This window comes from Pseudomonas mendocina, assembly GCF_003008615.1.
Classification (GTDB): domain Bacteria; phylum Pseudomonadota; class Gammaproteobacteria; order Pseudomonadales; family Pseudomonadaceae; genus Aquipseudomonas; species Aquipseudomonas mendocina_C.
In genome coordinates this window covers 2,115,959-2,134,511 of the sequence record NZ_CP027657.1, presented here as the reverse complement: position 1 = coordinate 2,134,511, position 18,553 = coordinate 2,115,959, and the positions used below count along the sequence as shown (strand labels likewise).

The 18,553-nt window shown below is 61.9% G+C and carries 20 protein-coding genes and 2 pseudogenes; 12 read left to right on the top strand and 10 right to left on the bottom strand.

Annotated features, from left to right (window positions below; all coding sequences use genetic code 11):
- Window positions 1-233 precede the first annotated feature (233 nt).
- From C7A17_RS09920 to C7A17_RS09905, 4 genes and pseudogenes are all read right to left on the bottom strand, one after another.
- Complete coding sequence (locus tag C7A17_RS09920; protein WP_106737876.1) at window positions 234-2,633, bottom strand: TonB-dependent siderophore receptor; 2,400 nt, start codon at window positions 2,631-2,633, stop codon at window positions 234-236.
- 86 nt (window positions 2,634-2,719) lie between these two features.
- On the bottom strand, window positions 2,720-3,658 hold the full coding sequence (locus tag C7A17_RS09915) for a FecR domain-containing protein (RefSeq protein WP_106737875.1): 939 nt from the start codon (window positions 3,656-3,658) through the stop codon (window positions 2,720-2,722).
- Complete coding sequence (locus C7A17_RS09910; protein ID WP_106742846.1) at window positions 3,655-4,140, bottom strand: sigma-70 family RNA polymerase sigma factor; 486 nt, start codon at window positions 4,138-4,140, stop codon at window positions 3,655-3,657. The genes C7A17_RS09915 and C7A17_RS09910 overlap by 4 nt, the downstream gene beginning before the upstream one ends.
- A gap of 190 nt (window positions 4,141-4,330) precedes the next feature.
- A pseudogene (locus tag C7A17_RS09905) lies at window positions 4,331-4,525 on the bottom strand (hypothetical protein); the annotation flags it as partial.
- An 88-nt stretch (window positions 4,526-4,613) separates the two neighbouring features.
- Here C7A17_RS09905 and C7A17_RS09900 point away from each other — a divergent pair.
- The gene (locus C7A17_RS09900) at window positions 4,614-4,829 is read left to right on the top strand and encodes a dodecin (RefSeq protein WP_106737874.1); all 216 of its coding nucleotides are present in this window, start codon (window positions 4,614-4,616) and stop codon (window positions 4,827-4,829) included.
- Between the two features lie 31 nt (window positions 4,830-4,860).
- Here C7A17_RS09900 and C7A17_RS09895 read toward each other — a convergent pair.
- Window positions 4,861-4,959, bottom strand: a pseudogene (locus C7A17_RS09895) (epimerase); the annotation flags it as partial.
- 252 nt (window positions 4,960-5,211) lie between these two features.
- On the opposite strand from C7A17_RS09895, the gene C7A17_RS09890 reads away from it, so the two are divergent.
- Window positions 5,212-5,796, top strand: coding sequence for a hypothetical protein (locus C7A17_RS09890; protein ID WP_106737873.1), 585 nt, complete (start codon window positions 5,212-5,214; stop codon window positions 5,794-5,796).
- 19 nt (window positions 5,797-5,815) lie between these two features.
- Here C7A17_RS09890 and C7A17_RS09885 read toward each other — a convergent pair whose 3' ends face one another.
- The 4 genes from C7A17_RS09885 to C7A17_RS09870 all read right to left on the bottom strand — a co-directional run bounded on the left by C7A17_RS09885 (window position 5,816) and on the right by C7A17_RS09870 (window position 8,178).
- Window positions 5,816-7,045: a nucleoside recognition domain-containing protein gene (locus C7A17_RS09885; RefSeq protein ID WP_106737872.1), complete on the bottom strand. Its 1,230-nt coding sequence runs from the start codon at window positions 7,043-7,045 to the stop codon at window positions 5,816-5,818.
- Between the two features lie 276 nt (window positions 7,046-7,321).
- On the bottom strand, window positions 7,322-7,783 hold the full coding sequence (locus C7A17_RS09880; protein WP_106737871.1) for an inhibitor of vertebrate lysozyme family protein: 462 nt from the start codon (window positions 7,781-7,783) through the stop codon (window positions 7,322-7,324).
- Between the two features lie 10 nt (window positions 7,784-7,793).
- The gene (locus C7A17_RS09875) at window positions 7,794-7,958 is read right to left on the bottom strand and encodes a DUF1328 domain-containing protein (protein ID WP_106737870.1); all 165 of its coding nucleotides are present in this window, start codon (window positions 7,956-7,958) and stop codon (window positions 7,794-7,796) included.
- Between the two features lie 19 nt (window positions 7,959-7,977).
- A complete protein-coding gene (locus C7A17_RS09870; RefSeq protein ID WP_106737869.1) occupies window positions 7,978-8,178 on the bottom strand; it encodes a hypothetical protein in 201 nt (66 codons plus the stop codon).
- A 365-nt stretch (window positions 8,179-8,543) separates the two neighbouring features.
- Between C7A17_RS09870 and C7A17_RS09865 the strand changes: the two genes are divergently transcribed.
- Window positions 8,544-8,948 carry an acyl-CoA thioesterase gene (locus C7A17_RS09865; RefSeq protein WP_106737868.1) on the top strand — a complete coding sequence of 135 codons (405 nt, stop codon included), beginning with the start codon at window positions 8,544-8,546 and terminating at the stop codon, window positions 8,946-8,948.
- An 89-nt stretch (window positions 8,949-9,037) separates the two neighbouring features.
- On the opposite strand, the gene C7A17_RS09860 is transcribed toward C7A17_RS09865, so the two are convergent.
- Window positions 9,038-10,138, bottom strand: a complete 1,101-nt coding sequence (locus C7A17_RS09860; RefSeq protein WP_106737867.1) for a TRAP transporter substrate-binding protein — start codon at window positions 10,136-10,138, stop codon at window positions 9,038-9,040.
- A gap of 244 nt (window positions 10,139-10,382) precedes the next feature.
- Between C7A17_RS09860 and C7A17_RS09855 the strand changes: the two genes are divergently transcribed.
- From C7A17_RS09855 to C7A17_RS09815, 9 genes are all read left to right on the top strand, one after another.
- Complete coding sequence (locus C7A17_RS09855; protein WP_106737866.1) at window positions 10,383-10,928, top strand: TRAP transporter small permease subunit; 546 nt, start codon at window positions 10,383-10,385, stop codon at window positions 10,926-10,928.
- Complete coding sequence (locus C7A17_RS09850) at window positions 10,921-12,297, top strand: TRAP transporter large permease (protein ID WP_106737865.1); 1,377 nt, start codon at window positions 10,921-10,923, stop codon at window positions 12,295-12,297. The genes C7A17_RS09855 and C7A17_RS09850 overlap by 8 nt, the downstream gene beginning before the upstream one ends.
- A gap of 97 nt (window positions 12,298-12,394) precedes the next feature.
- On the top strand, window positions 12,395-13,297 hold the full coding sequence (locus tag C7A17_RS09845) for a D-hexose-6-phosphate mutarotase (protein WP_106737864.1): 903 nt from the start codon (window positions 12,395-12,397) through the stop codon (window positions 13,295-13,297).
- Between the two features lie 434 nt (window positions 13,298-13,731).
- Window positions 13,732-15,294 carry a type VI secretion system protein TssA gene (gene tssA / locus C7A17_RS09840; protein ID WP_106737863.1) on the top strand — a complete coding sequence of 521 codons (1,563 nt, stop codon included), beginning with the start codon at window positions 13,732-13,734 and terminating at the stop codon, window positions 15,292-15,294.
- A 54-nt stretch (window positions 15,295-15,348) separates the two neighbouring features.
- Window positions 15,349-15,855 carry a type VI secretion system contractile sheath small subunit gene (gene tssB, locus C7A17_RS09835; RefSeq protein ID WP_017676347.1) on the top strand — a complete coding sequence of 169 codons (507 nt, stop codon included), beginning with the start codon at window positions 15,349-15,351 and terminating at the stop codon, window positions 15,853-15,855.
- 25 nt (window positions 15,856-15,880) lie between these two features.
- Window positions 15,881-17,359: a type VI secretion system contractile sheath large subunit gene (tssC, locus tag C7A17_RS09830; protein WP_106737862.1), complete on the top strand. Its 1,479-nt coding sequence runs from the start codon at window positions 15,881-15,883 to the stop codon at window positions 17,357-17,359.
- A gap of 6 nt (window positions 17,360-17,365) precedes the next feature.
- Complete coding sequence (gene tssE, locus C7A17_RS09825; protein ID WP_045733607.1) at window positions 17,366-17,791, top strand: type VI secretion system baseplate subunit TssE; 426 nt, start codon at window positions 17,366-17,368, stop codon at window positions 17,789-17,791.
- Entirely contained in the window at window positions 17,781-18,056 is a 276-nt protein-coding gene (locus C7A17_RS09820) for a PAAR domain-containing protein (protein ID WP_106737861.1), read from the top strand. Before tssE ends, C7A17_RS09820 begins: the two co-directional genes overlap by 11 nt.
- A gap of 10 nt (window positions 18,057-18,066) precedes the next feature.
- A complete protein-coding gene (locus tag C7A17_RS09815; RefSeq protein ID WP_234035901.1) occupies window positions 18,067-18,552 on the top strand; it encodes a carboxypeptidase-like regulatory domain-containing protein in 486 nt (161 codons plus the stop codon).
- The last annotated feature ends 1 nt before the right edge of the window (window position 18,553 follow it).

The window sequence follows — 18,553 nt, the reverse complement described above, 5'->3', positions numbered from 1 at the left end:
GGGAACAGCTGCAGTGAGAATTGGCTGAGTATTCGGATGGTTGCGTGGGGGCTGTATGCCGCACGGGCGCGGAGCGCCCTGGGCTGCGTTCCCACGCAGAGCGTGGGAACGATCATCGATGATGGGGCGGCACCACAACATGCAGGAGGCGCTTCAGCGGCGAGTTTCTTGTCGCGGCTAAAGCCCCTTCCACAAGCCGGTATTGCCTGATGCCATACCGGCAGGCTCGCCTGTCAGTAGGTGTAGCTCAGGGAGGTCATCACGTTACGTGGCGCGCCGAACGCGGCCATGTTGCCGGCGATGGCCAGGTAGTACTCCTTGTTGAACAGGTTGTTGACGCTGATCGACGCCGATAGGTGCTCGTTGATGTCGTAGCGGCCCAGCAGGTTGACCAGCATGTAACTGCCCTGCTCGACGAAGGCGTTGTCGTGGGTGCGGCTTTCCCAGTTGAAGCCACCGCCGATGGTGAACTTGTCCAGCGTGCCCGGCAGCCGGTAGGTGGTGAAGGTCTTCAGGCTGTGCAGCGGCACTCGCGGGAGGATGCGCTCATCGTCGTCGTTGCGGCTTTCGCTGTAGGCATAGCCGCTGCTGAACTGCCAGCCTTCGGCCAGTTCGCCGGCCAACTCCAGTTCCACGCCTTCGGTGGTGGCTTTGGTGCCTATGTAGGAGAAAGAGATGGCGTCCCATACCGCCAGATTTTCCTGCTCGGTCCTGAACAGGGAAAGACTGGCGTTGAGGGCGCCGTCATTGAAACGGGCCTTGATGCCGGTTTCGTAGCTGGTGCCCTCGGTGGGGTCGATGGGCGAGTTGGAGTACAGATTGGTCAAGTAGTCATGCGGCTGGAAGATCTTGGTGTAGCTGGCATAGATCGCCCAGGTTTCATCGAGATCGTGAACGATACCGGCATAGGGGATAAAGATCCCACTGCGTTTGTCCGTCGTCTTGGTGCGAGCGCCGGTGCTGTAGGTGACCGCCTCGCGGCTGTTCTTCCAGTCAATCACGCGGCTGCCGAGCAGCAACTTGGTGTCGTCGCTCAGGTGCAGCCGTGTGCTGACAAAGGCGCTGCGCTGGTCTTCCCGGGTATCCGACTTGCCGCTCTTGGTGAAGGACGGCTTGGGTACATCGTCGGTCCAGCTATCCAGATTGAGGTTGCTGAACGCCGGCGAGATCCGGGTCGTGCTGGGTGCATAGGTGTCGAGTTGCGAAAGCGTGAAGCCGCCGATCAACTCATGCTCGCGGCCCAATAGCGAGAATGGCCCGGTGACGTAGGTATCCAGGCTGTCCTGCTCGCTGTGCCCGATATAACGCTGGAACACCAGGCCGGGCATGGTATTGGTCGCCTGATTGGCCGCTCCGCTCAGCCCCGCGCCAGTGGCGTCATGCTTGTAGTCGGCGTGGCTGAACTCGCTCTTCAGGCTCCAGCCGGAGTCGAACTGATGTTCGATGGAGGTGAAGACGTTCTGCAGCTCGTGGTCGTAGTAGGCCCAGCCTGGGCTGTCGTTATCGCCAGCGTCGGCGCCGGTGGGCTGACCGTTGCTGTAGTACACCGGGAAGGTGTTGGTCTGCGACGTGCTCTTGCGCTTTATCTGGCTGGCGCCGAGGGTGAGTATGGTCGACTCGCTCAGGTCCGCCTCGACGATGCCGTAGAGCGTCTGGTACTCCTGCTCGAAGTTGTCGGTCCAGCCATGCTGGTTCTTGTAGTCGGCGACGAAACGCCCGCGCAGGTTGCCGCTTTCGGTCAGCGGGCCGGAGACATCGGCCATGCTGCCGTAGCGATCCCAACTGCCTGCCTCCACGTTGAGCTTTAGCTGCGGCTCGAAGGTCGGCCGCTTGCGGATCATGTTGACGGTAGCGGATGGGTTGCCCAGGCCGCTCATCATGCCGGTGGCACCTTTGACGATCTCGACCCGGTCGTACAGGGCGGTACTCTGCACGTAGTTCGACATGGATGCCGAACTGGGCACGCCATCGACCTGGTAGTTGCGGATGTTCGAGCCGCGCGCCCAGATCTGCGGGCCGTCGCCACCGCCGGAGAAGGGTTTGACGATTACCCCGGTGGTCGCGCTGAGCGCATCGGGCAGGTTGTCCAGATTCTGGTCTTCCATGCGCTGCTGGGTCAGCACGGTGATCGACTGCGGGGTTTCCTGCAGCGACAGGTTGAGCCTCGTGGAACTGCTGGTCGAGCCAGTGGTGTAGCTACCGGTGCCCTCGGTGATCGAACCCGGTGCCTTGCCGGAAATACTCATCACCGACAGTTCCAGGGCGTTACCGCTGTTGCTCGCTGGGATGATGCTGAAATCACTCGAGCCGCTGGCGACCGCCTGCAACCCGCTACCCACCAACAACTGTGCAAAACCCTGTTCCACGCTATAGCTGCCCTGCAAACCTGGGCTTTGCTTGCCATTGGTAAGCGTCGCATCGAACGACAGCACTACACCCGCCTCGTTGGCGAAACGGCTAAGCACCGAGCCCAGGGTCCCAGCGGCTATGGCGTAGGTCTTTACCGCCTCTTCGGCGTGGGCCTTGCTGGCGTCGCTCAACAGCGGCAGGATAAAGCCAGCGTTCAGAGCCAGGGTGGCGCCGAGGATGGCGATGGCCAGAGGCTTTCTGGCGTGCTGGTGGATATGCGACATGAGGGCTCCTTCAAATACCGGTAAGGCGGTTTGCAGGAGAGGTCGAGCGAGATTGGAAAACCGACAATCGCTAATGAAAAATATTTTCACTTGCGCGCTTTGATGCTTACCCAATAGCGCGTGCGGGTCTCGATGCGCACCGGCAGCGCCTGGGCGATGGCGCTCAGGGCACGGTCGATATCGTCCAACGGGTAGGCGCCGGAAAGACGCAAACCGGCAACGTCATCGGCACAAACGATGACACCAGGACGGTAGCGCTGCAGTTCGGCCAGGGTACGATCCAGGCGCCAGTCATCGATCACCAGGCGTCCTTGGCTCCAGGTACTGTGATTAAGGTCGATGGGGTGCGGGGTTGCCAGTGCGCCAGCAGCGAAGTCCAGCCCCATGCCGCTCTCGACACGGACTTCTTCACGGCCCGGTGCGTTACGCACGGCGACGGCATGCTCCAGCACGCTGAGCGTGGTGCGATCTTCATGCTGACGCACGTTAAAGCGCGTGCCCAAAGCGCGCATCTCGCCATGGGCGCTGCGCACCTTGAACGGGCGCGAATCCTTGGCCGTCTCGATAAGGATTTCACCGGCACGCAGAATGATTAGCCGTTGCTGGGCGTCGAAGCGGATATCCACCGCGCTGGCGGTGTTGAGGATCAGGCGGGTGCCATCCTGCAGGGTCAGGCTACGCCGTTCGCCGGTGGCGGTGCGTTGGTCGGCCAGCCAGATCGGACTCTGCCGGTAGCCCGTCCAGGCCAGGCTGGAAACGCCCAGGCCGAGCACCAGGCCCTTGAGCAGGGTGCGCCGAGTCGCCTGCACGCTCGCTCCCATGGCGCGGCGCGCCAGCGGCCCAGGCAGGCCCTGGAGTTCGGCCTGCAGGTCTTCCAGGCGCTGCCAGGCCCATTGGTGCAAGGCGCTCTGCCGGTGCCAGGCCTGCCATTGCTGCTGCGTCTGCGCGCAGCTCGGGGCGGCGCCGAGGCGGGCATGCCAGTGGGCGGCATCGCGCAGCGCCAGGCGCTGTTCGGCGGCGTTCACCCTTCGGCATCCAGGGCGAACAACAGGCACTGAGTGGTGGCCTTGGCCATGTACTTGGTCACCGAACTGACGGAAACCTCCAGGCGCTGGGCGATTTCGGCATAGCTCAGGCCTTCCAGCTGCGCGAACAGAAACGCCTGGCGCACCTTGGTGCCGAGGCCGTCGAGCATGGCATCGAGTTGCAGCAGGGTTTCCAGCATCAGCAGGCGCTGTTCCGGCGAGCATTCCTGCAACTCGGGCTCCTGCGTCAGGGCTTCCAGGTAGGCCTGCTCCAGGCTGCGTCGACGCAGGTGATCGACCATCACCCGCTTGGCCACGGTCGCCAGAAAGCTGCGCGGCTCGCGTAATGGATGAGCCACGGTGGAAGCGATCAGGCGTACGAACGTGTCATGGGAAATGTCCTCCGCGCGCTGCCGGTCGCCCAGGCGCTTGCGCAGCCAGCTCTGCAGCCAGCCGGCGTGATCGCGATAGAGGCAGTGCATTTCATCGTGCAGCGAGGCGCGGGACACCCGGATCTTCCTTTGACAAAAGCGATGCGGATAAGAATTGATCGCGATTGTATTCGGGTGACTCTGTTTTTGAAACAACAGTCGAGGGAAAAGGCTCAATGCCGCCAGGACATTGCGAAGGGCATCGGTGGAGAGAAAGGCATTTGGTTGTTCGAGGCTTTTAGAGGCTTTTCGGGTCGACCCGGGCGCCGAGCAGTTGGCAGAAGGTCTCTGCGGCGGTGTCTTCGGCGTCGGCGCGACTGCGCAGTTGGCGGTGGACGTATTGCAGCAGCCAGCGGTGGTGGTCGATGAAGGAAAATCCCAGCTTGGAGGCAGTCGACAAGAGAGGTGTCTCATAATGAATGAGAACTTGTCGCATTTTTGCGATCTGGCGAGGTGCCTGTAAATGACACTTCTGCTGCGGCGGCTAGTCTCAAGGGGGAACCCTCAGGACTCAGGAGTCCATCATGTCCACCCAGCATACCTATAAGAAGATCGAGATCGTCGGCTCGTCCCGTACCAGCATCGAGGATGCCATCGAGAACGCTTTGGCCGAATGTGCCAAGAGCGTGCGCAATATGGATTGGTTCGAGGTCGTCGACACCCGTGGGCATATCGAGGACGGCAAGGTCGGCCACTATCAGGTGACGCTCAAGGTCGGCTTTCGCCTCAGCGGTAGCTGAGGCCTTGCGCCTTGAGAAAGGCGACGAAGGTCTCGCCGGCGATTAGTGTCCATTGCGGGTGCTGGATGGCCAGCTCTGCAAGCAGTTGATGGCTGATGAAACCGGCTGCACTGGTGATCAAAATACGCATGGAAGGTTCCTGGCGGCGTACCCGTTCAACGGCCGAACGCCTAGCAAACCAGTGCGTGACGATTCGATAAACGGGCCTTGTGATTGTTGTTCTAGCCCGTGCTCAGGCTAGGCGGATGCAGCCGGCCAGTGAGGGTGGCGATTCACGCCAGGCGGACGAATGATGTGGCGTCGCGCACAGCTGTAACGGCTGCAAGTGGCGAGGCGTGCCTGGATCGGGCAAGCTGCTCGCGCTCATTCAGGGAGGAATGCCATGTTCAGGAACGTGCTGATGATGCTCAGCCTATTGTCGCTCGTGGGTTGCATCGACCACGAAACACCGCTCGCCGAAGAGCGGCGACTGCTGCTCAGCAGTGAGGATTTCGCGGCCTATGAGGCGCCGGCCGAAGGCCGTTACGAGAAGCTGGTGACCTACGCGGCGCGCAGCATCGACCTCAGTTTCGAGAGTGAGGACAGCGACTGGTTCTATCTCTACAGCGGCGTCTCGCTCTACCCGCGGCCCGCTGATGCGTTGATGACCAGTTATGCCGAGACCTTCGGTGCGTCGTTCGGTCTGCGCGACAGCGGCCTGGCCCAACAGGAGCTGGAACTGGACACGCAGCTGGCGACCCGCGCCAGTCTCAGGTTGCTGACCCAGGATGGTGAGCCGGTGGGCAACCTGTTCTATGCCACGGTCGGCAACAAATCGATGTTCACCATCTTCACGGGCGTGTATTTCGAGCAGGCCGACGACTTCGAAGCGTTCATCGAACCCAAATTGCTGGCCTTGCGCGAATATGACCATGCCGACCCGGTGCTGAGCTGGGTCGGCGACAAGCTGGGGTTTGCCTCCGACTGAACTGTTCCGCTTCCTGGGATCAGCCGAAGAACCAGTAGGTGACGGTGATCGCGGCGATCACCCCGGCCAGCTCCGCCAGCAAGGCGCAGCCTACGGCGTGGCGTGCACGCTGGATACCGACCGCGCCGAAGTACACTGCCAGCACGTAGAAGGTGGTTTCCGTACTGCCCTGGATGATCGCCGCGGCCAGCGCCGGGAAGCTGTCCACACCATGGCTTTGCATGGTCTCGATCAGCATGGCGCGTGCCGCGCTGCCGGAGAACGGCTTGACCAGCGCGGTGGGCAGCGCCTCGACGAAGCGGGTGTCCCAGCCGAAGGCCTCGACCATCCAGCGGATGCCGTCGAGACCGAACTCCAGGGCGCCCGAGGCGCGCAGCACACCAATGGCGCAGAGCATCGCCACCAGGTATGGCAGCAGGCTCTTGGCGATGTCGAAGCCTTCGCGCGCGCCCTCGATAAACTGCTCGTAGACCTTGACCTTGCGCAGCGCACCGACTACCAGGAAGGCCAGGATCACCCCAAACAGCGTCAGGTTGCCGAGCAGCGATGACAGCGCCGCCAGTGCCGTGGCGCTCAGGCCGGCCAGCAGCGCCATGAAGCCGCCGAGCAGCAGTGCACCGGGAATCAGATAGGCCAGCACCACCGGATCCCATAGTCGCAGGCGCTGCATCAGGGCCACCGACAGCAGGCCGACCAGGGTCGAGGCGCTGGTCGCCAGAAGAATCGGCAGGAATACCAGGGTTGGGTCTTCGGCGCCCTGCTGCACGCGGTACATGAAGATCGATACCGGCAGCACGGTGAGCGACGAAGCGTTGAGCACCAGAAAGAGAATCTGCGCGTTGCTGGCCGTGAGCTTGTCCGGGTTCAGCTCCTGCAGGCTGCGCATGGCCTTGAGGCCGATGGGCGTGGCGGCGTTGTCCAGGCCCAGGCCATTGGCGGCGAAGTTCATGGTGATCAGCCCGAGCGCGGGATGGCCGCGCGGTACTTCCGGCATCAGGCGGGCGAACAGCGGGCCCAGTACGCGCGCCAGCGCATCCACCAGGCCGGCTTGCTCGGCGATTCTCAGCAGGCCGAGCCACAGGGTCATGGTGCCGAACAACAGCACCATCACTTCCACCGAAAGCTTGGCCATGGCGAACAGGCTTTCGACCATGGCACCGAACACCGTCGGGTCATCGCCGATCAGCCAGCGGGAAAAGCCCGCGACTGCTGCCACCAGAAAAAAGCTCAGCCACAGGCCATTGAGCATGCCGCACCCCCTCGTCGTTCTGGCGGGGGATGATAACGCGCCGGCCGCCTCTATGGGACGGCCGGCAAACTGCCGTTACTCAGAGCCTGTTCAAAGTCTCGCGAGCTAGAGCAATGCAAGGCGAAAACAGGCGAGGACGCGGAGTTTACGAGCTGTAAATGAGCAGTCCGAGCCTGTTTTTAACGCCGCAGTGCCGACGCGCAGCAGACTTTGAACAGGTTCTTAGGGAGGCTGACACCTCATCGCGGTCTGGCGCGACGGATGTGTGGGCGAACCCTAGTACCAGTTGGGGTCGCTGCGCAGCTGTTCCATCAGCATCTGCTGGACTTCCTCGTCCGGCTCACCCAACCAGCGCAGGCTGGCATGTTCGCTGGGCGCACGGTCTTCCGGCAGGCCTTGAGGCACCTGCACATAAAGTGCGTAGGCGTCGTCATCATTCCATTCGAAGGCGACGTAGACCCGCTGGCTGAAGCAGTTCTGCACCTCGCAGACCTGGCCGACCAGATAGCGATCACCGTCGGCTTCCACCGACTGCATAGGTGTCGACAGGCCGCTGAGGTTCATCAGCCAGTCTGGCAGGCGTTCCTCGTTCTTCACCACGTCCTGCCAGGCATTGCGGTTCTCGGCATTGCTGGTCAGCAGCTCGGCAGGGTGAAAGGTGGCATCACGGTCGGCGGCCTGGGCCGCCAGGGCGCCGCCCAGCAACAGGGCGGCGGCAATGGCGTGGATTGACTGCATCAACCTCTCCTTACAAACGTGGGCGACGGCCCATGATGAACGAGATGACGAACAGCACCAGGAAGACCACGAACAGAATCTTGGCGATCCCGGTAGCGGTGCCGGCGATACCACCGAAGCCCAGTACAGCAGCGACAATGGCGATGATCAGGAAGGTAATTGCCCAGCTCAGCATGGCGTTTCTCCTCGGTGGATCAGTGAGTAATGGCCCAGGTAGGCCAGGGGTCTTGCGTATTGCTCGGTTGCGCTTGTGGCTGGCGTGCATTGCCTTCGGGCAGCTCCAGCTCGGCGGTGTTGCGGCTTGCGCACAGGGTCTGGCCAACCAGCATGACGCTGGCGAGCGTCAGGCCGAGCAGTAGCAGCAGGCTGGCAATCAGCAGGGCGACTATCCACATGGCGGTTCTCCTGTCGGGCGGCGTGGCAGCTTCATGAAGGTGTCTGCGTTGCCTGTCTCCAGTTTCGAGATCGGTACCTATCGATCCTTTGCAGTAGTCATTGCACTGCCCGTGCCAGCCTGCGCGTTCAAATAAAATCATTGAAAATCAGTAGGTTATTTTTATCGGGAAATAACGGCGGCGGGCATCCTGCCCGACGAGCCCATTGCGGGTCGTGCGTTTTGCCCGATAAGCCAGCTGTGGCGGTGTCTGCAGCGCCATCTAGAGTGGTCGCTCGGCGACTGTTCAGTCGGTATACTCGCCGAGCCCACCTGCTATGCGGGTTCCGCGCCCAGAACAACAACCGCGCCGCGAGTCTCGAGCCGATGAACGACTACGAACAGGAAGATCCGATCCCCCAGGGCGACCTTGCCCTGCAGATCACCGCCTTGCCGCGCGAGACCAATGGTTTCGGGGATATCTATGGCGGCTGGCTGGTATCGCAGATGGATCTGGCCGGCACCGCCATGGCCAGCAAGATCGCCGGTGGTCGCGTCGCTACGGTAGCCATCGATCGCATGGCCTTTCTCGTACCGGTTGCCGTGGGTGCGCAGTTGTCGTTCTACACGCAGGCGCTGGAAGTGGGGCGTAGCTCGATCCAGATGATGGTCGAGGTGTGGAGCGACGATCCGTTGTCCAATGAATGGCGCAAGGTCACCGAGGCGGTGTTCGTTTTTGTCGCCATCGATGGCAGCGGCCGCACTCGTCCGGTACCGCCACGGCGCGGCTGAGCCGAACCGATCGCCTGCGGCAATATCCGTTAACGAAAACGCCGGCCCTGAGGCCGGCGTTTTTCCGTGTGCCAGAAACCCGTTGGGGATCAGCCGCGGATGTTGTAGATGTCTTTCTCGTTGCTTTCTGCATAGTCGTACAGACGCTGCAGATAGGCTTTCTGGTGTTCCCAGACTTTCTTCGCGGCCGGGTCGGCGTTGGCCGAGGTCTCGACCACTTCGGCAGCCACTTCCTTCAGGCGGGCCAATACTTCGTCAGGCAGGCGACGGACATCGACGCCCTCGGACTTGAGCTGCTCCATGGCCTCCATGTTCTTGGCGTTGTAGTCGTCGAGCATGTCGCCGTTGACGTCGCGGGCAGCGGCGCGAACGATGGCTTGCAGATCCGGCGGCAGGGTTTCCCAGGCCTTCAGGTTGACGTCCAGCTCGAACAGTACGCTCGGCTCCTGCCAGCCCGGGGTGTAGTAGTGCTTGGCAGCCTTGTGCAGGCCCAGAGCCAGGTCGTTGTACGGGCCGATCCACTCGGTGGCGTCGATGGCGCCAGTCTGCAGGGCAGTGAAGATTTCACCCGCCGGCATGTTGACCACGGTGCCGCCCATCTTGGTCAGCACTTCGCCGCCCAGGCCCGGGGTGCGCATCTTCAGGCCTTTGAAATCATCGACCGAATTGATTTCCTTGTTGAACCAGCCAGCGGTCTGTACGCCAGTGTTACCGCACGCCATCGGCAGTACGCCAAATGGTTTGTACACCTCTTCCCACAGCTTGATGCCGCCGCCGTGGTGCAGCCAGGCGTTCATTTCCTGAGCATTGGGGCCGAACGGCAGGGCGCAGAAGAACTGTGCCGCCGGTACCTTGCCCTTCCAGTAGTACGGTGCGCCGTGCCCCAGTTCGGCGGTACCGCGGGAAACGGCGTCGAAGACTTCCAGCGCCGGAACCAGTTCGCCAGCCGCATAGATGCGAACCTTCAGGCGACCATTACTCATTTCATCGACCAGCTTGGCGAAGCGCTCTGCGCCTACGCCCACGCCAGGGAAGTTTTTCGGCCAGGAGGTGACCATTTTCCAGGTGAAGGTTTGAGAACTCGAGCCCTCTTGAGGCGCTGCGGCGTTTTTCGAGTCTTCTTTGCAACCTGCGAGGGCGGTTGCTGCAAGGCCTACACCCGCTGCGGCGAGTATGTCGCGACGTTTCATTCAATGCTCCTTTTTTTGTTGTATTGGTCTGACCACGGGATCGCCGGCGTCAAACCCGTCCTGAGTAACATAAGGTGGCGACACCCTCAAGCTACAGAAGTGCGACTAAAGTTGTAGTGGCATTGCTGATCCCCGCATGGCCTGCATAAAATCGCCGGCCGCAGCCCACAAGGATGCGCGCGGCGCGATGGCAGGCCAACAGGCTCGTCGTCATGTCCCTAAACCATAATGATAAGGACTCCTTATGTCCGACAAGCCTTCAATCCCCCTCAAGCTTGCATACCTCATTGACGGCCTTAATGGCTGGCTCGGCAGAATAATCGCTTGGTTCACCCTGTTCCTCGTCCTCGGTACGGCTGTGGTCGTGGTGCTGCGCTATGGCTTCGGCATTGGCGCCACCGCTCTGCAAGAGGGCGTGCTCTACGCTCATGCGCTGGTGTTCATGGGCGCCGCTGCCTGGGTTCTGCAGCGTAACGGCCACGTGCGCGTGGACATCTTCTTCCAGAAATTCAGCGGTCGTCGTCAGGCAGTGGTGGAGCTGCTTGGCAGTCTGTTCCTGCTCCTGCCGGTGTGTCTGTACCTGGGCTGGGCCAGCTGGGATTACGTGACCAACTCCTGGGCGACCAAGGAAATTTCCAATGAAACCGGCGGGCTGCGGTTCGTCTACCTGCAAAAGAGCATCATCCTGCTATTGGCAGTGGGCATGAGCCTGCAAGGCCTGTCCAACCTGATCAAGGCTGCGTACGTCATCGCTGGCCGCATCCCGGCGCCGGAGGTGAAACATGGCTGAGTTCATGGCGATTCTGCTGTTCGTCAGCATCTGTGTGGTGCTGATGGCGGGTTATCCGGTGGCCTTCACGCTGGCTGGTGTCTCCTTGTTGTTCGCCGGCATCGGTGTGCTGACTGGCACCTTCGACCCGGGCTATCTGAGCGCCCTGCCGAACCGCCTGTTCGGCATCATGAACAACCAGACCATGCTGGCTGTGCCGCTGTTCGTGTTCATGGGCGTGATGCTGGAAAAGTCCAAGGTCGCCGAAGACCTGCTGGAATCCATGTCCCGTCTGTTCGGTAGCCTGCGTGGCGGCCTGATCATCTCGGTCTGCGTGGTGGGCGCCCTGCTCGCTGCTTCGACCGGTATCGTCGGTGCTACCGTGGTGACCATGGGCCTGCTGGCCCTGCCGACCCTGCTCAAGCGCGGTTACGATCCAGGTATCGCCACCGGTACGCTGGCGGCCACTGGCACCCTGGGTCAGATCATTCCGCCGTCGATCGTACTGGTGCTGCTGGGCGACGTGATGTCCAGCGCCTACCAGCAGGCGCAGCTGAAGATGGGCATCTTCTCGCCGAAGACCGTATCGGTGGGCGACCTGTTCATGGGCGCGCTGATCCCTGGTCTGATGCTGGTCGGCCTGTACGTGCTGTATCTGGTCGTGATGATCTTCATCAAGCCGGAGAAGATGCCGGCGATTCCCAAGGAAGAGCTGGGCGAGGTGGAGTGGGGCAAGCTGCTCGGCGCCCTGGTTCCGCCGCTGGCGCTGATCGTCATCGTGCTCGGTTCGATCCTTGCCGGTTTCGCTACGCCGACCGAGGCAGCAGCCATCGGTGCCGTGGGTGCGACCCTGCTGGCGCTGTTCAAGGGGCAGCTCAATCTGGGACAACTGCGCAGCGTTGCGCACGGCACCACCGACATCACCTGCATGGTGTTCCTGATCCTGATTGGTGCTTCGCTGTTCTCCCTGATCTTCCGCGGCTTTGGTGGCGAGCATCTGATCGAGGAAGTATTCCACTCGCTGCCAGGCGGCGTGCTGGGTGCGTTCTTCCTGGTGATGCTGGTGATCTTCCTGCTCGGCTTCATCCTCGACTTCATCGAAATCATCTTCGTGGTGGTGCCGATCGTAGGTCCAGTGCTGCTGGCCATGGGGCTCGACCCGATCTGGCTGGGCGTGATGATCGCGCTGAACCTGCAGACGTCCTTCCTCACCCCGCCGCTGGGTTTCTCGCTGTTCTACCTGCGCGGTGTCACGCCACGTTCGGTGACCACCGGCACCATGTACCGCGGCGTGATTCCCTTCATTGGCATCCAGTTGCTGATGCTGGTGATCGCCTACCTGTTCCCAGGCATCATCACCTGGCTGCCGGAACAGATTTACGGCAAGTGATGCTGTTGCGGTCATGACAAAACGCCCGTCCTCGTGACGGGCGTTTTGCTTTTTGCGTTGTCACATTATTCATCATCTATCCCAACGAGAGATCGTCATGAGCACTGCCCAAGTCGAATGCGTGGAACTGGATCAACTGACCTGCTGGCGGATTCGTGCCGCCGAGAGCGAATTACTGGTTGCTCAGCAGGGCGCGCAGATTCTCAGCTACCAGCAGGGTGACCAGCCGCCGTTGATCTGGTTGAGCCCGGATGCTGCTTATAAAGGTGGCCAGAGCGTGCGCGGCGGTGTGCCGATCTGCTGGCCCTGGTTCGGCGACCTGCGGCGCAATCCACAGGCCGTGCAGGCGCACTACCAGCAGGACGAGGCGCCGGCCCACGGGCTGGTGCGGGCGCTGGACTGGGAACTGCTGGGGATCGACGAGGAAGACGATGCGGTGACTCTGCGTTTCGCCTACGACACGCGTGATCAGCCATTGGCGGGATGGCCCCGCGATGCCGGTCTGAGCTTCGTCGTGCGCTTGGCGCAGGATCTCAGCATGAGTCTGGAAACCCACAACCGCAGCGATACGCCTCTGGTTCTTAGCCAGGCGTTGCACACCTATTTTGCCGTCAGCGATGTGCGCCAAGTCAGCGTCGAAGGGCTGGAGGGCTGTCGCTATCTCGATACCCTGCAAGGCTGGCAGGAACTGCGCCAGCAGGGCGAGCCGACCTTTGGCGCAGAGACGGATCGTATCTATCTCGACACGCCGGCTCGCTTGAGCATCGTCGATCCTGGCTGGAAGCGGCGTATTCACCTGGATGCCCGCGGTTCGCGTTCGGCGGTGCTGTGGAACCCTTGGGTCGACAAGGCGCAGCGGTTGTCGCAGTTCCCCGACGATGCCTGGCAGGACATGCTGTGTATCGAGACGGCCAACCTGATGGAGGATATCGTGCAGCTGCAGTCCGACGAACGGCACCGGCTCGAACTGCGTCTTTCCAGCGAACCGTTGCGTCCCTGAATCCCTCCCATGTTTTTCATGTGCCCTGGCATAAAAGCCAGGGCAGTAACCGCGCTCGGCATCACAAAAAATAATGGCAAGTCGCCATTAAATGTGACGTGCCACTAATTTGCCAGTAAGTAATTTCCTACAACTAACGGCGAACTTGTCTGAGTGGCAAAGCCACGATAGGAACTTGTTAGAAGTGCATTATGAATTATCGTGACTGATGTTCTGGTAATAATTTGAAAGATCTCTTCGAATGTTAGGTATTTCACACTTCGGGCGGTTGCTCACCTTCGATCATGGGGCTAGGATGCCCGTCCTATAAGGCTCTTGCGCAATTTGTTGCACAAGAAAGTGCGCAAAAAGTTGCGCACTTTGATGTTTCAACTGGGCTGGATGGTTCAGTTTACTGTCACGGAAGTTGCCCTCTTTAATAGTTGAGTCATGGAATGACGTACTCCAGCAAGCTGACCGCGCATTATCTCAATTTGGCCAAGTCTCCTATTAATGAAGGAAACTTCGCCGGTGAGGATGTACGCTATTCCAGCGAATACGAGATGCTGGAAACCGAGCTGGGCAAGGCCTCGTCCCTGCATGAAACCGCTGCCATCGACTGGCAGAAGGTGAGGGAAGGCAGCGAGAACCTGCTGACCACTCAATCCAAGGATCTGCGCGCCGCCACCTGGCTGACCTGGGGGCTGTTCCAGCGCGAGTCCTTCGCCGGCCTGCAGGCCGGCCTGAATCTTCTGCACTACCTCTGCGAGCACCACTGGCACGAGCTGCATCCGCGCAAGCCGCGAACCCGCGCCGCCGCCCTCAACTGGCTGCTGCCGCGCCTGGAGCAGGCGCTGGCCGAGCATGTGCCGATCAGCGAGCAACTGCCGCTGTTCCGCCGTCTGGCCGAGCACCTGCATGGCCTCGAGGCCAGCCTGTCGAGCCATCTCGGCGAAGATTCGCCGCTGCTGCTGCCGCTGTGCCGTCGCCTCGACGAGCAGATCAAGCGCGCCAGCCAGGGCCAGGCCGAGCCCGGCGCCGTGGGCGCCGCCATCGCCCAGGTCAAGCAGGTCGCCACCCAGATCATCACCGGCACCGGCCCCATCGAGAACGAGAAGGACGCGCACAAGGCCCTGCGTACTCAGCAGGACGCGGCCCGTCCGCTGTGCGCCTGGTGGCTGAAGAACAAGGCCACCGACCTCAAGCCGTTGCGCCTGTCGCGCACCCTGCTGTGGCTGCCCATCGAGTCGCTGCCCGAGCGTAACGCCGAACACATCACCGCCCTGCGCGGCCTGCCGGCCGACAAGCTGGCGTCTTACAAGGAACGCTTCGCCCAGGGCGCCTATGCCGATTTGCTCGCCGACCTCGAAGCCAGCATCGCCCGCGCGCCGTTCTGGCTCGACGGCCAGCGCCTGGTCTGGGAGTGCCTGCAGGAACTCAAGGCCGAGCAGGCCATGCGCGAAGTTGAAATCCAGTTCGCCCTGTTCCTGCAGCGCGTTCCCGGCCTCGACGAACTGCGCTTCCACGACGGCGTGCCCTTCGCTGACGCCGAAACCCGTGCCTGGATCGGCGCTCACGTGCTGCCGCACCTGCAGGCGCCGGAAATCGAGAAGAAGCCTGCCGCCAGCGAGATGGGCGCCACGCCACCCTGGGAAGAAGCCTTGCAGAAGGTGCTGCCCGGCCTGCGCAAAGACGGCTTGAAGGCCGCCGTGCAGCAGCTCAAGGAAGGCATGTCGCGCGCCCGTGGCGGGCGCGAGCGCTTCTTCTGGCAACTGACCCTGGCCCGTCTGTGCTTCGCCGCGAAGAAGTACGACCTGGCCAAGACCCAACTCGAATCACTCGACCAGACGCTGCAGGCCTCCGGCCTCGGCGAGTGGGAACCCGATCTCGCTCTGGATGTGCTGCGTCTGCTGCACAACTGCTGCGAGCTCCTGCCGCAGAACCATGCGGTGCGCGACAGCAAGGACGAGATCTATCGCAGGTTGTGCCACCTCGACCTCGAGGTGGTGCTGGAGTAAGGCGCCAACACGCCAATCAAGGCCTCCGGGCCATCAACGCAAAGGAGAACACCCATGGCCAAAGAAGGCTCGGTAGCCCCCAAGGAACGCATCAACGTCACCTTCAAACCCGCCACCGGCGGCGCTCAGGAAGAAATCGAACTGCCGCTGAAACTCATGGTGCTCGGCGATTTCACTCAGCGTGCCGACGATCGCAAGATCGAAGACCGCAAGCCCATCAGCATCGACAAGAACAGCTTCGATGAAGTGCTGGCCAAGCAGGAGCTGAACCTGACCTTCGCCGTGCCGAACCGCCTGCAGGACGAGCAGGAAGGCGACGAGCTGGCCGTGCAGTTGAAGATCAACTCCATGAAGGACTTCAACCCGGCCAACCTGGTCGACCAGGTTCCCGAGCTGAAGAAGCTGATGGAGCTGCGCGACGCCCTGGTCGCCCTGAAAGGCCCGCTGGGCAACGCCCCGGCTTTCCGCAAGGCCATCGAGAGCGTGCTCTCCGACGACGACTCGCGCGACCGCGTGCTCGGCGAACTGGGCCTGGCCGCCCAAGGCAAGCTCGATTCCTGATTCTCACTGACAAGGACGCATATTCATGAGCACGACTAGCGCAGCAGTAGAAGGCGGCCGCAGCGCCGCTGAACTCGGCATCCTCGACCGCATCATCGCGGAAACCAAGCTGACTCCGGACGACGAAGCCTACGACATCGCCAAGCGTGGTGTGTCGGCCTTCATCGAAGAGCTGCTCAAGCCGCAGAACGAAAACGAGCCGGTGAAGAAGGCCATGGTCGACCGCATGATCGCGGAGATCGACGCCAAGCTCAGCCGGCAGATGGACGAAATCCTCCACCATGAGCAGTTCCAGGCTCTGGAATCCTCCTGGCGCGGCCTCAAGCTGCTGGTGGATCGCACCAACTTCCGCGAGAACATCAAGCTGGAGATTCTCAACGCCTCCAAACAGGATCTGCTCGATGACTTTGAAGACAGTCCGGAAATCGTTCAGTCCGGTCTGTACAAGCACATCTACACCGCCGAGTACGGCCAGTTCGGTGGCCAGCCGGTCGGCGCCCTGATCGCCAACTACTTCTTCGATCCGAGCGCCCCGGACGTCAAGACCCTGCAGTACGTCGCCTCGGTGGCCTGCATGTCCCACGCGCCGTTCATCGCTGCTGCCGGCCCGAAATTCTTCGGCCTGGAGACCTTCACCGGCCTGCCGGATCTGAAGGATCTGAAAGACCACTTCGAAGGCCCGCAATTCACCAAGTGGCAGAGCTTCCGTGAGCAGGAGGATGCCCGCTACGTCGGCCTGACCGTACCGCGCTTCCTGTTGCGCAACCCGTACGACCCGGAAGACAACCCGGTGAAGACCTTCGTCTACAAGGAAAACGTGGCCAACAGTCACGAGCACTACCTGTGGGGCAACACCGCTTACGCCTTCGCCAGCCGTCTGACCGACAGCTTCGCCAAGTTCCGCTGGTGCCCGAACATCATCGGCCCGCAGAGCGGTGGCGCGGTGGAAGACCTGCCGCTGCACCACTTCGAGAGCATGGGCGAGATCGAGACCAAGATCCCCACCGAAGTGCTGGTGTCCGACCGTCGCGAGTATGAGCTGGCCGAGGAAGGCTTCATCGCCCTGACCATGCGCAAGGGCAGCGACAACGCCGCGTTCTTCTCCGCCAACTCGGCGCAGAAGCCGAAGTTCTTCGGCATCAGTGAAGAAGGCAAGACCGCCGAGCTGAACTACAAGCTGGGCACCCAGCTGCCATACATGTTCATCGTCAACCGCCTGGCTCACTACCTGAAAGTGCTGCAGCGCGAGCAGATCGGTGCCTGGAAAGAGCGTACCGACCTTGAGCTGGAACTGAACAAGTGGATTCGCCAGTACGTTGCCGACCAGGAGAACCCGAGCTCCGAAGTGCGTAGCCGTCGTCCGCTGCGTGCCGCCCAGGTCATCGTCAGCGATGTCGAAGGCGAGCCGGGCTGGTACCGCGTCAGCCTGAACGTGCGCCCGCACTTCAAGTACATGGGTGCCGACTTCACCTTGTCGCTGGTCGGCAAGCTGGACAAGGAGTAAGCACGCATGGCCTACGGCAGCCTGTTCGAGCGCCTCGGTGGCGAGGTCGGCCAACGTGCCGGCTGGAGCCGCGAGGTCGCCGCCATGGCCTCGGTGGCTGCCCATCTGGCCAAGATGCTCAGCACCCGTGCGGGCAGCGTGCAAACGCTGCCCGACTACGGGTTGCCCGATTTGAACGATATGCGCCTGTCGCTGCACGACTCGTTGCAGCAGGCGCGTATCGCCATCGAACGCTTTATCGAAGCGTACGAACCACGACTGACCCAGGTGCGGGTGATTTCCCTGCCGCGTACCCATGACCCTTTGCGTCAGGCCTTCGCCATCGACGCCATGTTGGAAATGGACGGTATCAAACGTCAGGTCAGTTTCTCCGCGAGCCTGGATGGCAGCGGTCAGGTCAACGTCAACCCAGGAGCGTCACATGTCCGGTAAACCCGCCGCCCGCCTGAGCGATCCCACTGCCTGCCCGATTCCCGGCCACGGCACCAACCCGATCGCCGCCGGTTCACCCGACGTGCTGTTCGACAGCCTGCCGGCCGCCCGCATGGGCGACCCTTCCGCCTGTGGCGGCGCCATGGCTGGCGCGGTGATTCCTACCGTGCTGATCAACGGCAAGCCAGCGGCGGTGGTGGGTAGCGTGGGCAGCCATGGCAATACCGTGGTGGCTGGCTCCGGCACCGTGTTGATTGGCGGTTGAGTTGCTCGTGATGAATCGCCTCCTGCGCTATTCGACTCGATGGAGCGGTCTGCTCGCTGTGCTTGCGTTGCAGGGTTGCGTGTTGGCACCACATGCGGCGCCGATCAATCCGGCCATCGGTGGGCGTCTGGTTTCCGCAGAGAACGGTCAGCCGGTGCGTGGTGCGGCGCTCATTCTTGAGGTCGCCAGCGACACTTCGCACAGCTATCAGGTGCGCAGCGACAGTCAGGGTCGATTCGCCTTTGGCGCCCACGAGGATTGGCGGCTCTTCGCTGTGCTGGCAGATGCGCCGCTGTGCATCGTTGTCATGACGGTCGAAGCGCAAGGGTTCCAGCCACGGCATTGCGTCTGGACGTCCCGTAATGGTTGCCCGACCCAGAGCCCGCCGATAGGCGACCTGGAATTGATCCCCGCGCAGTGGAACGACCACCGCGCCGACGCCTTGCTGGCTAATGCCAGCGACTGTGTCGACCCAGCCACATGGACGAGCCGCTGAG

Bases quoted from the DNA above. Each gene is read 5' to 3' on its own strand.
- tssE (WP_045733607.1), top strand. From the start codon at position 17,366: ATGGCCTACGGCAGCCTGTTCGAGCGCCTCGGTGGCGAGGTCGGCCAA.
- C7A17_RS09875 (WP_106737870.1), bottom strand. From the start codon at position 7,958: ATGCTGAGCTGGGCAATTACCTTCCTGATCATCGCCATTGTCGCTGCT.
- C7A17_RS09820 (WP_106737861.1), top strand. From the start codon at position 17,781: ATGTCCGGTAAACCCGCCGCCCGCCTGAGCGATCCCACTGCCTGCCCG.
- C7A17_RS09900 (WP_106737874.1), top strand. From the start codon at position 4,614: ATGTCCACCCAGCATACCTATAAGAAGATCGAGATCGTCGGCTCGTCC.
- C7A17_RS09855 (WP_106737866.1), top strand. From the start codon at position 10,383: ATGTCCGACAAGCCTTCAATCCCCCTCAAGCTTGCATACCTCATTGAC.
- tssB (WP_017676347.1), top strand. From the start codon at position 15,349: ATGGCCAAAGAAGGCTCGGTAGCCCCCAAGGAACGCATCAACGTCACC.
- C7A17_RS09890 (WP_106737873.1), top strand. From the start codon at position 5,212: ATGTTCAGGAACGTGCTGATGATGCTCAGCCTATTGTCGCTCGTGGGT.
- C7A17_RS09865 (WP_106737868.1), top strand. From the start codon at position 8,544: ATGAACGACTACGAACAGGAAGATCCGATCCCCCAGGGCGACCTTGCC.
- C7A17_RS09815 (WP_234035901.1), top strand. From the start codon at position 18,067: ATGAATCGCCTCCTGCGCTATTCGACTCGATGGAGCGGTCTGCTCGCT.
- tssC (WP_106737862.1), top strand. From the start codon at position 15,881: ATGAGCACGACTAGCGCAGCAGTAGAAGGCGGCCGCAGCGCCGCTGAA.
- C7A17_RS09910 (WP_106742846.1), bottom strand. From the start codon at position 4,140: ATGCACTGCCTCTATCGCGATCACGCCGGCTGGCTGCAGAGCTGGCTG.
- C7A17_RS09860 (WP_106737867.1), bottom strand. From the start codon at position 10,138: ATGAAACGTCGCGACATACTCGCCGCAGCGGGTGTAGGCCTTGCAGCA.
- C7A17_RS09870 (WP_106737869.1), bottom strand. From the start codon at position 8,178: ATGTGGATAGTCGCCCTGCTGATTGCCAGCCTGCTGCTACTGCTCGGC.
- C7A17_RS09850 (WP_106737865.1), top strand. From the start codon at position 10,921: ATGGCTGAGTTCATGGCGATTCTGCTGTTCGTCAGCATCTGTGTGGTG.
- C7A17_RS09845 (WP_106737864.1), top strand. From the start codon at position 12,395: ATGAGCACTGCCCAAGTCGAATGCGTGGAACTGGATCAACTGACCTGC.
- C7A17_RS09880 (WP_106737871.1), bottom strand. From the start codon at position 7,783: ATGCAGTCAATCCACGCCATTGCCGCCGCCCTGTTGCTGGGCGGCGCC.
- C7A17_RS09885 (WP_106737872.1), bottom strand. From the start codon at position 7,045: ATGCTCAATGGCCTGTGGCTGAGCTTTTTTCTGGTGGCAGCAGTCGCG.
- C7A17_RS09920 (WP_106737876.1), bottom strand. From the start codon at position 2,633: ATGTCGCATATCCACCAGCACGCCAGAAAGCCTCTGGCCATCGCCATC.
- tssA (WP_106737863.1), top strand. From the start codon at position 13,732: ATGACGTACTCCAGCAAGCTGACCGCGCATTATCTCAATTTGGCCAAG.